Here is a 10,888-nt window from a genome sequence, read left to right as displayed (position 1 = left end):
AGACTCATCATTCCCTCACCCAAATATCTTGATTTCTCTGCATTAAATTTATACCAGTTCCACATGTAGCGACAGCGCTGACTACATATAGCTGAGAACCGTCGACAAGTTCGCCCCCAACAGTACCGCAGCTGATCTGCACATCATCACACCTAATCGTTGACTCAAAAGTCATCGCAGTTCCATTCAAGTTCGTGCACGCTGTTGCGACATCAAATTGATCTGTTTCATTAAGTCTAGGTGGGTATATTTCCGTTAGAGCTTGCTCTGTTGCTGAATGGGCAAGAAGAGCGGCCTGAGTACCAATGATATCTTTAGTATGCGCATCGTGATTCGACCACTCCATACGACTTAAGCTAGTTGCCAAAAATCCCATCACAACCAACACAAAGATAACTACAATATATAAGCTTCCAACTTGTTTCTTCTTAGGGAACATTTATCACCTGCACATCTTGCTGGAAGTTTGTTAGCTCATCACCCTCTTCATTCCTAAAATCAAATTCAAGATGGACAACACCATTACGCTGAACGTCTGCGGGCTGGTAGCCTAAAGTACCAGTCACACCATTATCTGAAATCGGAATTAGAGTTCCATTATCAACACTTCGCCATACACGACCATTAACGATGCAGTAGCTCACCTCCCCATCAGGGTTATAAACATAATGTCGATTAGAAACTGAATTACCTACAAGGTTAGTCGCTTCTCCAGTAAGAAAAAAGGTATCGTCAGTCTCTGTTACCAAAGCGAGTGGAAACACATTATTTGTCGGTACAGCCTCTGTAGGGTTTATGACTAAAGAAAGCAGAGCTAAATCTGCAGTCGTCAACGTACCATCACCGACCACAAACTGAATATCCGCCCCAGATTCTGTATAGATACCTGATGTGATAATAGGAAAAAAGGAGATACAACTTGCCCCTGGGAGCACAGCATCCTGGTTTAGCATATTCGGTACTGCGTGACGTACTTCTCGGGTAATCTTTTCTAATACAAACTTTGCTTGAGTTTGTAAGCGCTGCCTATCTACAGTATCTGCATAACCACGAGCTCCCAACTCAACGAACCCCGCGATACCTAATACCAGAATCCCCCCAACAATCATGGTAACGACCATCTCTATTAGAGTGAAACCCTGCCTTCTCATTAGTAATTTCCTCTATAGGCATCCAATACTATTGGAGCTTGATTCGAGGCTGAAATCGTTAGGTTGATTCTTTTTAATAGGTCGACAGTTTGATAAGTCACCTCAATATCTAAACGGAAGTTGCGATATGTCGTCGCCACATTTTCACCTAATAATTGGTTTAGGTCTTGGCACCCGTTAGTTGCCTCTGGTTCCCAGCACCCGATATAGTCGTCAACGTCATTGTAATCAGCTACATTTTCTCCATCATCGCCAAGAAGTCGATTCTGTGGATCTGCCGCGTTACCAGAGCAAAATTCATGCTCTGAGCCAGCAGCAGCCCCTTCTCCACATCGAAGTTGACTACCATCAAAATCACTATTTTCATCAAACCCTCGAGCAAGGATCATTGACATTACGCTTTGACCTAAAGCCGCCGCACGAGTTTGATAATGAGGGTCACCAGAGCGGCTAATTTGAGGGGCTAAAAAGTTAACAATCGTAGTCATTGCAAGTCCCATAACCACGATAACAATGACACTTTCAATTAATGTGAAACCACTTTTTGTTACGGAGAGCTTATTAAGTCGGTTCATAAACACCCTCCGATTCCCACATAACCTTGTTCATTAATATCAACGCTACAAGTATTCGAATTAGAAGTAATGGTAATAATCACACCAGAGGCTGCATCGCCAATAGGGTTGCCTAATAGATCGAAACTAATTTCACTTAATGGGATTGCAGGTGCAGTATCTGACGCTGCTGCCATCGTTACACCATCGAATACAGTCCAGTCACTACGAGCTTCACTCTGCTCAGCACAACCGACCTCAGAACCAACACAATTTCCAGTTATAGCTAAAACAAAGTTACTATTTCCAACAACCGCATCTATATCAACATTGGATTGCATACGATTTATTTGAACTTGGCGAATAACAGAAACCACTTGTTCTTGAGCAATAAAAGCAGAAAAATCATCTCTCCCTATATAACGGCTAGAGGCATAAGCAGAAACAATCGCTATCAGCAAGATAACAATGATTAGCTCCACTAAGGTAAAGCCACTTTGGAGAGTTCTATTTATTGGAGAAGTTCTATTAGGTCTATTCACCGAAATCCATTCCGCTAAATATTTGATAATTTAATGATTAAGTGTAACTCAGATACGGGATGTTGTCTTTGTTGCTTATTACAAATATCAGATAGAAAAAAGGCCAGCAATTGCTGGCCTCAAAAAAGAAACTCTCAAGTTTAATTCGCTGGCAAACCACAAGCAGTACCTGCAGCGCCGTCTATCAACGCAACTGTTGCAGGGTTATCTGCAGTCGTAGCGGCAGTATAACGAACACACTGAGCTGTAAAACCAGTGAAACCTAGATCAATTGTTGTATTAGTTTGATCCGTAACGTCACCACTAGAAGATTGTAAAACGACAAAGTCACCAGATAGATCAATTGCTTGAACAATACCACCTAGATTATCAGCTGTATTATTTACTGCCGTTGGATAACCGAAGTGATGCGCAATATCATCAATAACCGTTCCTGGGACAGCATCGCTAGTCCATGCAGTATAAGTAGTGCCTTCAATACCATTAATAGCCGCACGTCCATAAGTTATTCCCATGGCGCCCGCTACTGCACCACGTAGCCCTTCTAAAGAAGCAGTACGAGCATCATCTTGTAAATTAAGGAAACGAGGTGCTGCAGTTACTGCAAGAATACCTAGAATAACAATCACCACCACTAGTTCAATTAGGGTGAAACCGCCTTGTCTTTTCATAGTCTTTTCTCTCTATGTGTATTTAAACGCAGGTTTACTGCAGTGTTACGGTCACACGACCAGTTCTAATCTCGTAAACGAATTGATGCGCAGTACCACCTTCCAACTGAATGTAAGTGCAGTAGTCATTGCTATTATCCGCTTGCGCTGAATATTTGTAATCAGAACCATTAGCCACATCAGTTAACGTACCAACTTTGGGTGGGTTCTGAAGAAGGTTTTCCATTAAGTCAACACACGCTGCGTCTGTCACGTCATTAGACGGTGCCGAAGCTGAATTAGTGTTTAGAGACCATGGATAGCCGTCTCTAAAATTAGTATTACCGTTACTGCTCGTTGATCTGGTTAACCAAAAGTCTACACCGTCATAATTTACAGTATTGTATGTTTCAACACCAATGATTTCTGATGGTCGAGCTTCTGCTTCCCACTGAGCCCTTGCGGAAAGCACACCAGTTGCAAACCCACCAGCGACACCTTCAATACTTGCTTTCTTTGCTTCATCGGTAACATCTAAGAAACGAGGTAGAGCAGCAACGGCCAATAGCCCAACAACTACTATCACCACTACCAATTCAACTAAGGAGAAACCTTTTTGATTTTTAAGCATTTTCTACCTACTCATATAATTAGTATGACATATTATACATACTTCAATCATTAATAATATTAGGGGTGTGTCAAAACAATCACAAAGCCAACATATTGACCTTTACACTAAACCGCCCATCAGAAAGTAACACGTCAATCTGATATTTCTCGGTATATTCATATCGGCAATGAAGCTCATCACTGATGCTCATATCAAAGATTTCTGGCCTAGCCACATTCAAAATCCTTTGCTCTGGGTACAGCTTTGTTAACCACTGCTTACATACGCTATCAGTTTGCTCTGTAGGAATTAACCAACCAGACTTGCTGTAGCTGAAAGAGCCATTCATCGCTTCTTCACTTATTTTACTACCAAGTAAATAGTGCTGTTTATAATAATTTGCTCGTTCAAGTATTCTTTTACTTGCTACAACGACCGACGTATTTAGCGCTTCCATTTCTACGGCGCGCCACTTACCCAAGAACGAAAAAATAAGGAATAAAATAACCACTCCCCATACCGCCATTCTTGGTCGACGAATACTAATAGCCACTAATTACCCTTTAATCGCATCGAGCATTCCCCACATCGGTAAGAAAATACCCAATGCAAGGATTAGCACCATACCAGCAACAACCGTTAATAGTATCGGTTCTATTCGCGCCGTTAGTGTCTTTAATTCGTAATCTACTTCGCGATCATAAAAGTCCGCGACTTCCAACAGCAACTCATCTATCCGACCCGTTTCTTCACCGACAGAAATCATCTGGATCACCAGCGGGGTAAATATCCCGGTATTAATTGCTGTTGAAGAAACGGTACTACCCGCTTCAATAGCTGATTTCATTTCTTGAATTCTTAGCTCAAGGAAGCGATTTTCTAAAGCTTCTGCTGACAAAGCCAAAGATTGATTCAATGGAACCCCTGCTTTTAACATTAGAGCAAAGGTACGAGAAAAACGAGATAGTTGAGCACGATTCACCACTCCACCGACAACAGGCATCCTTAAGCGAAATTTATCCCACTTCTCCCGGCCATCATCAGTGCCAATCCAAGTTTTGAAAGCAAATAGTCCGCCAACAATCACACCAATCATCAACATCCAATAATTCACAAAGAAGTCTGACATACCAATCAAGATACGCGTAGGCAATGGAAGGTCGACACCAAAACGACTAAACATACTTGAAAATTGCGGGATCACTTTCACGTTAAGAACAAATAGAGCCACTAGAATAAAGCTAATGACAAACATCGGATAACGCATCGCAGTTTTAATACGTTTACGAGTTTCAACTTCTTGCTCATAGTAACCAGCTAACTGGAGTAATGCTTGGTCTAATCGGCCTGTATTCTCACCCACACTAACCATTGATACAAACAATGGGCTAAACACACGAGGATGAAGTTGCATTGATGCCGACAAACTACGGCCATTAGTCAGCTCGTTAACCACTTCTTCAAGCGCTGCTTTCAACTGTTTGTTTTCGCAATTTTGAGTTAGACCTTTCATTGAACGGAGTAGCGGAACTCCCGCTTTGGTCAAACTAAAGAGCTGACGACAAAAAAGAACCAATACCTCTAATGGAACTGCAGGAACAAATAGGCTAGAAATGTCCATGCTCAACATAGAGCCGCCTTTGCTAGCACTAATTGAGATAGGAATTATCCCCTTCGCCATCAACCCCTCAGCGGCAAGATCTTCCGTGCCAGCTTCAAAAGTTCCACTAACCTTACTGCCATCAGAACTTCGTCCTTGATATTGATAAGTGGGCATAAATCACAGCTCCCTATAGAAGAATGGCATCAGCTGTACCTGAAGCATCACCTTCACCCAAATACATTACTTCATCTAAGCTTACCGTGCCGCTTAAAGCCAATTCCATTGCAGATGCAAGTAATGGCTTATAGTGCTCAGATTGTCGAGCAGCTCGTGAGAAGCCAACTGCATCGTCAGAACGCAGCGCATCCATCATCCCCTGATCGAGTTCTAGCATTTCAAACACACCGATTCGACCACGATAACCTGTGAGATTACAATTTTGACAACCTCGCCCTTTAATAAAAGAAGACGATTGTTGATTTGGGAAGCGAACACTCAACCATTGCTTTCGAGCTTCATCGAGTTCATCATCTACTTTACAATCGGTGCAGACCTTGCGAATAAGACGTTGAGCAACCACAGCCCGAACCGCACTTGCGACCAGGTAACCAGGGGCTCCCATATCCATCATCCGCAATGCACTATCAACCGCATCATTGGTGTGTAGTGTGCTCAAGACTAGGTGACCAGTAAGAGCCGCTCGTAAACCGATTTCTACAGTCTCATGATCACGCATTTCCCCGATCAAAATAATATCGGGATCCTGACGAAGAAAAGTTCTTAAAATAGTTGAGAAATCTAATTCAATCTTAGGGTTAACTTGAACTTGGTTAACTCGAGGGAGTCGATACTCCACAGGATCTTCTGCGGTAATTATCTTTTTCCCAGGCTCATTTAACTCAGTTAAAGCACCGTATAAGGTTGTCGTTTTACCGGAACCTGTAGGCCCCGTAACCAAAATCATACCGTGAGGTCTACGTAACTGCTGACGTAATCGAACGAGTAAGTCGGCAGGTAAACCTGACTCTTCAAGTTTTCTTAGACCAGATGATTGGTTAAGCAAACGCATAACCACTGATTCACCATGTTGCACGGGCATCGTTGACATACGGATATCAACAGACTGTCCTTTTGCTCGAATATTAAAACGACCATCTTGTGGAAGACGCTTTTCTGAGATGTCTAAATTAGCCATCAATTTCAAGCGCAAAACTAAAGCTGAAGCGATATTCACTTCATTAAGAATCGTTTCATGCAATACACCATCAATACGCTGACGTAAACGAAGCAATCCCGCATCTGGCTCTATATGTATATCGGAAGCACCAACTTGAATAGCATCTTCAAATAGCGAGTTGATAAGTTTAACGACGGTAACTTCATCACTGTCTTCATCAACAACATCAAAGTCAAACGCTTCTGTTACTTGATGCTCTGCTTGCAGTTGTTCAGCGAATGAGGCAATTTCTTTGGTACGACGGTAGTAACGATCAAACCCTTCAACCAACTGCCTTTCAGGTGCAATAACAAACTCTAAACCGTACTGTCCAATCTGTCCTAACAATGACTCTTGAGCAAATAAATCGGCAGGATCACTCATTGCAACACGCAATGTATCGCCGTTCTTACCTATAACCAGAGCTCTTAAACGTCGAGCATGCACTTCTGGAAGAATTTGAACAGCATCAATATCGACATTAGCACGGTTCAAATCGATCAGTGGAAGCGCTAACTGCTGTGATAAAAAGGTCAGCATTTGTTGTTCAGACAAGAAGCCTAAATCAATCAACGTATCACCCASTTTTTGACCGGTACTCCTTTGTGCTGCAAGCGCTTGCTCTACTTGAGAATCGGTAATAATCCCTTCTTCAACAAGTAAATCACCCAGACGCTTCCTTAACTTAATTTGCACTATCAGCGCCCTCTAATTCTTTTAATATTTTCAATCTGTCTCGAACAAAGTTCTGAGATTGGGACGATATACCGACTCTCTTCAAAGCTTGCTGGTAAGAATGCTTTGCTTGTTTCAAGTCTATTTGGCGTTCTTGCTGAATGCCTAATCCCAGCCACCATCGAGCATTACTGTCATCAATATTGACCAATTGCTGATAGCTCTCTAACGCGATTTCTTCTTGTTGAGACTTCTGACTTAATACGGCTCTCATAGCTAAATAGTCTTTGCTTGCTTTAGGTGGCAGGTGAACTAATGGGCTCAGTGCAGCCTCAGCTTGATCGGCTTTTATTAATAGCTTAGATAACCCCAACCTTAATGACTCACTGTCATTATTAAGCTCAATGCCAGCTTGAAGTAACTCATACGCTTTTCGTGTATCACCTTTACCAAAATACAATATCGCTAATTTCTTCCTGACACTCTCATTCCTAGGTGTATAACGCAAAGCTTCGGTTAGGTTAGATAAAGCGCCGAGTAAATCATTACTGTCTAATGCTTTTTGAGCGCGACCTTGTGCATTTTCTGATAGTTGTTCAGGCGTAAGTTCAACTTGCTGAATCATCATCTCGGTTTCAACCAATACTTGCTCAGATTTAATTTTGGTCTGCCCTGTCGCTATTTGGCTGTTTGACACATGGCTACTAGCAACTAACACTGGTTCAGGTACTTTCTGAACACTTCGACTAACTTTTACCGACGAGTCTAAAGTTGTAGCAACTTTCTCGACCTTTTTATCGGCGGCTTTAACTGCCAATGTTTCAATTTGGGAGCTGCCCGCATCTATAAGTTGACTAGAATTATTTTGAGCCATAACAGTAGCTAAAGGCTCAGCTTGCACAGTCACCGTGACTTGAGGCGTAATTTTATTAGTAGGAACAGGTAACACATCGACCTGGCTACGAACTTGAACGATTTCACTCTCTGAAATAATAGATTTCGGCGCTGACTGATTAACAGCCCACCCACCTACGGCCAAACTCAATGTAAACCCACCAGCTAACCAAATAATTGGCGATCGAGTTTTTACAGCAGGAATAATTGCAGCTTCAATATTGTTATTCGACTTCTTCTTTGCCAAGTCAGACAGCGCACTATTTATAGCACTCATAGTTAGCTCCACCCCCATAAATACGGGGTTTTAAACTTTGGTTTTCGAACATCATAAGTATCATGCATTGCCGAATATAAATGATGATTTTCAATTCTATCAACCTGCTCACTAAAACAGAGTAATAATGCTTTATGGCAAATTTGATTAATTAATCTAGGGGTACCTAATGAAGAACTCCAAATCGCCTTCTTTTGAGAGAAACTGAATAAAGGGCTAGTGCAGCCAGACTTAGACAACCGGTTATCGATATACGCGATAGTTTCATCGAGCCTTAATGGTCTTAGTCGAGAGCTAAAACTGATCCTCTGCCGAAACTGCCTTAAATGATATTCCTCTAGTCGGCTGTCTAGTTCTGGTTGCCCAAGTAAGACGATCTGCAGGAGCTTTCTATCTTCAGTTTCTAGGTTGCCAAACAAACGAAGAGTTTCTAATGCTTCATCCGTTAATGCTTGGGCTTCATCTAACACCGCTACAACTCTTTTTCCTTCGGCATGTAAGCTAATTAGCTGATGCTGAATATCATCTACAATTGATGCTTCATTTTGTATTTCTAATCCTAACTCTTTAGCGACAGACGAACGTAAATCAGCCCCGGATAAAACAGGATTTGGTAGGTAAATCAGCGCACACTGGCTTTGAAGCTGGTTTACAAGCATTCTGCAAACCATCGTCTTCCCTGTGCCAACCTCACCCGTTACTTTAATCACCCCTTCTCCCATATCTAAAGCAGAAAGTACCATTTGTATCGCTTCAAAATGAGGGGCTAGCCCATAAAACAATTCGGTATTGGGTGTCAAAGTAAAAGGCAGAGTGTCAAATCCAAAGTGTGCTTGATACATCGACAACTCGCCTATTTATTCTTGGTCAGGGAACCATTGCTGCAATAAATCACGAGATTTCTCTAGCTCTTTTTGCCACGTATTCACACCAACAATCGTCGGCTTAAGCAAAATAACTAGTTCAGTCTTCTGCTGAAGCTCTGAAGTATTACGGAACAGATGCCCTAACGCTGGGATATCACCAAAGAACGGTACCTTAGAAACAATTTCACTGGTGTTTGATTTCATTAAACCACCAATAACAACAACATCGCCATCTTGAGCTCGGATAACAGAATCAGACTCGCGAATAGAGCTTTTTGCCAAAGGAAGTGTCACATTCCCCGTTGTACTACCTAAGTTTAATTCCTTCACTTCCTCATCGACTTCGATAACGGCAGGATGCACATGTAAGAATACATTGCCCTTGTCATCTATTTGAGGGGTCACATCCAGTGAAATACCAGAGAAGAACGGCGTTAGCTCTACTTCTGGAGCAACGTTAGCGTTATCACCGCTGCCTACAACACTTGATAAGTTGGTTACATAATATTCATCGGTGCCGACTTTGATTACAGCTTTCTGGTTATTCGATGCAGTAACACGTGGGCTAGACAGGACATTCAGGTCACCTTGGGTATCCATAAAGCTCAATACGGCTTCAAAGCTACCATCAGAAATAGTGACGTTGGTTTGTCCACCCAGTAAAGAACTTATAGCATCCAAAGGAGGTAGAGCACTTGCCGGGCGATCAACAACAATACCTCCGCTGCCGATAGACTTAGATAAATTAGTCCAATTGATACCTTGCTGATAACCATCACTTAAGGTTACTTCAAGGATTTTAGCTTCTAAAATAACTTGTCGCTGTAGGCGCTTTTGAGATATGCCCAAGAACTGACGAACTTCGCGAATTTCATCAGGGAATGCTCGAACAGTAATAACACTCGCTTGTGGAGTGACAACAACACTTTGCCCACTTCCTGAACCAATCAATTGAGCAACCGCTTTTTCTAGCTGAGGCCAAAAGTCACTCTCGGAAGTCGTTTCAATTTCAGTACCACCATTATTTGAGCTACCTGAGCTAGAGGAGTTAGAATTTGAAGACGATGAGCTAGATGAATTTGAAGAGGACGAAGAAGATGAACCACTATCATCATTACTACTAATAGTACCTGTAGTTATCGTCGTTAATGAGCGACCCACACGTTTTACTTGTAAGTAATCGACAGGAATAGTTACTGTGCGAAGACCAGCAGGATAAATTTGAATGACCTTACCTTTCTTTTCGATGTCGTAACCGTAAAGGTCTTGAACAACGCTTAGTACTTCATCAAGTGTTACATCATTTAAATTAACCGTGATCTTGCCGCTAACACTAGGATGGATTGCAGCACTGTACTCAGTTCCTTTTACCAAACTGGTAAAGAACGTTCGGGCATCGACATCTTTTGTTTTCACCCTAAAGCGCTTAATCGACTCTGCTGCAACTAACGACGAGCTTTCAAGTTCAGGCATTAAATCATCCTGAACTGAAGAAGGTAGTTCGTGTAGGCTACGACTGTTTGCCTCATTAATAGATTCATTCAGTGTTTCTTTAATTTCAACAGGATCACGATGCCCCATCGAACAGCCGACTAATGATGAAATGATAATTGCCACTACGAGTTTTCGCATGTCTTCACTCAAACCTTAATTATTCTTAATATCTAGAGAAAACAGTTCTAATTTCCACTTTTTACTGTTTTTTTGCAGGTAAACGTATTCTGGTTCTATAGTCTTAACTCGATAACCACGAATGCTTTCTCCTTGAGCCAACACCTCACCACTCAGTATGGCATGACACGGCTGCTCCCCCACACAAACAATACTTTGCAGTGTAGGTAATGAAT

Annotated in this window: 12 protein-coding genes and 1 pseudogene; all 13 read right to left on the bottom strand. The window is 42.0% G+C overall.

Annotated elements, in window-relative coordinates:
* Nucleotides 1–7: 7 nt before the first annotated feature.
* A complete protein-coding gene (locus L4C33_RS04880; RefSeq protein WP_428811328.1) occupies nucleotides 8–439 on the bottom strand; it encodes an MSHA biogenesis protein MshP in 432 nt (143 codons plus the stop codon).
* Entirely contained in the window at nucleotides 429–1,151 is a 723-nt protein-coding gene (locus L4C33_RS04875) for a PilW family protein (RefSeq protein ID WP_428811327.1), read from the bottom strand. Before L4C33_RS04875 ends, L4C33_RS04880 begins: the two co-directional genes overlap by 11 nt.
* Nucleotides 1,151–1,726, bottom strand: coding sequence for a type IV pilus modification PilV family protein (locus L4C33_RS04870; RefSeq protein WP_428811326.1), 576 nt, complete (start codon nucleotides 1,724–1,726; stop codon nucleotides 1,151–1,153). Before L4C33_RS04870 ends, L4C33_RS04875 begins: the two co-directional genes overlap by 1 nt.
* A complete protein-coding gene (locus tag L4C33_RS04865; protein ID WP_428811325.1) occupies nucleotides 1,723–2,247 on the bottom strand; it encodes a prepilin-type N-terminal cleavage/methylation domain-containing protein in 525 nt (174 codons plus the stop codon). Before L4C33_RS04865 ends, L4C33_RS04870 begins: the two co-directional genes overlap by 4 nt.
* 140 nt (nucleotides 2,248–2,387) lie before the next feature.
* Nucleotides 2,388–2,918 (bottom strand): type II secretion system protein, encoded by a 531-nt coding sequence (locus L4C33_RS04860; RefSeq protein ID WP_428811324.1) that lies wholly within the window; start codon nucleotides 2,916–2,918, stop codon nucleotides 2,388–2,390.
* Nucleotides 2,919–2,952: 34 nt separating this feature from the next.
* Nucleotides 2,953–3,528, bottom strand: coding sequence for a prepilin-type N-terminal cleavage/methylation domain-containing protein (locus L4C33_RS04855; RefSeq protein ID WP_428811323.1), 576 nt, complete (start codon nucleotides 3,526–3,528; stop codon nucleotides 2,953–2,955).
* 79 nt (nucleotides 3,529–3,607) lie between these two features.
* Nucleotides 3,608–4,063: an MSHA biogenesis protein MshF gene (locus L4C33_RS04850; protein WP_428811322.1), complete on the bottom strand. Its 456-nt coding sequence runs from the start codon at nucleotides 4,061–4,063 to the stop codon at nucleotides 3,608–3,610.
* 3 nt (nucleotides 4,064–4,066) lie between these two features.
* Nucleotides 4,067–5,287 (bottom strand): type II secretion system F family protein, encoded by a 1,221-nt coding sequence (locus L4C33_RS04845; protein WP_428811321.1) that lies wholly within the window; start codon nucleotides 5,285–5,287, stop codon nucleotides 4,067–4,069.
* 13 nt (nucleotides 5,288–5,300) lie between these two features.
* Nucleotides 5,301–7,025, bottom strand: coding sequence for a GspE/PulE family protein (locus L4C33_RS04840; RefSeq protein WP_428811320.1), 1,725 nt, complete (start codon nucleotides 7,023–7,025; stop codon nucleotides 5,301–5,303).
* On the bottom strand, nucleotides 7,015–8,175 hold the full coding sequence (locus L4C33_RS04835) for a tetratricopeptide repeat protein (protein WP_428811319.1): 1,161 nt from the start codon (nucleotides 8,173–8,175) through the stop codon (nucleotides 7,015–7,017). The genes L4C33_RS04840 and L4C33_RS04835 overlap by 11 nt, the downstream gene beginning before the upstream one ends.
* A gap of 2 nt (nucleotides 8,176–8,177) precedes the next feature.
* Nucleotides 8,178–9,017, bottom strand: coding sequence for an ExeA family protein (locus L4C33_RS04830; protein WP_428811318.1), 840 nt, complete (start codon nucleotides 9,015–9,017; stop codon nucleotides 8,178–8,180).
* A 15-nt stretch (nucleotides 9,018–9,032) separates the two neighbouring features.
* Nucleotides 9,033–10,673 carry a pilus (MSHA type) biogenesis protein MshL gene (mshL, locus tag L4C33_RS04825; protein ID WP_428811317.1) on the bottom strand — a complete coding sequence of 547 codons (1,641 nt, stop codon included), beginning with the start codon at nucleotides 10,671–10,673 and terminating at the stop codon, nucleotides 9,033–9,035.
* Between the two features lie 15 nt (nucleotides 10,674–10,688).
* A pseudogene (locus L4C33_RS04820) lies at nucleotides 10,689–10,888 on the bottom strand (MSHA biogenesis protein MshK); the annotation flags it as partial.

This window comes from Vibrio makurazakiensis (genome assembly GCF_050337375.1).
Classification (GTDB): domain Bacteria; phylum Pseudomonadota; class Gammaproteobacteria; order Enterobacterales; family Vibrionaceae; genus Vibrio; species Vibrio makurazakiensis.
This window is presented reverse-complemented; position numbering and strand designations above follow the sequence as displayed.

Bases quoted from the DNA above. Each gene is read 5' to 3' on its own strand.
- L4C33_RS04880 (WP_428811328.1), bottom strand. From the start codon at position 439: ATGTTCCCTAAGAAGAAACAAGTTGGAAGCTTATATATTGTAGTTATC.
- L4C33_RS04875 (WP_428811327.1), bottom strand. From the start codon at position 1,151: ATGAGAAGGCAGGGTTTCACTCTAATAGAGATGGTCGTTACCATGATT.
- L4C33_RS04870 (WP_428811326.1), bottom strand. From the start codon at position 1,726: ATGAACCGACTTAATAAGCTCTCCGTAACAAAAAGTGGTTTCACATTA.
- L4C33_RS04860 (WP_428811324.1), bottom strand. From the start codon at position 2,918: ATGAAAAGACAAGGCGGTTTCACCCTAATTGAACTAGTGGTGGTGATT.
- L4C33_RS04855 (WP_428811323.1), bottom strand. From the start codon at position 3,528: ATGCTTAAAAATCAAAAAGGTTTCTCCTTAGTTGAATTGGTAGTGGTG.
- L4C33_RS04845 (WP_428811321.1), bottom strand. From the start codon at position 5,287: ATGCCCACTTATCAATATCAAGGACGAAGTTCTGATGGCAGTAAGGTT.
- L4C33_RS04835 (WP_428811319.1), bottom strand. From the start codon at position 8,175: ATGAGTGCTATAAATAGTGCGCTGTCTGACTTGGCAAAGAAGAAGTCG.
- L4C33_RS04830 (WP_428811318.1), bottom strand. From the start codon at position 9,017: ATGTATCAAGCACACTTTGGATTTGACACTCTGCCTTTTACTTTGACA.
- mshL (WP_428811317.1), bottom strand. From the start codon at position 10,673: ATGCGAAAACTCGTAGTGGCAATTATCATTTCATCATTAGTCGGCTGT.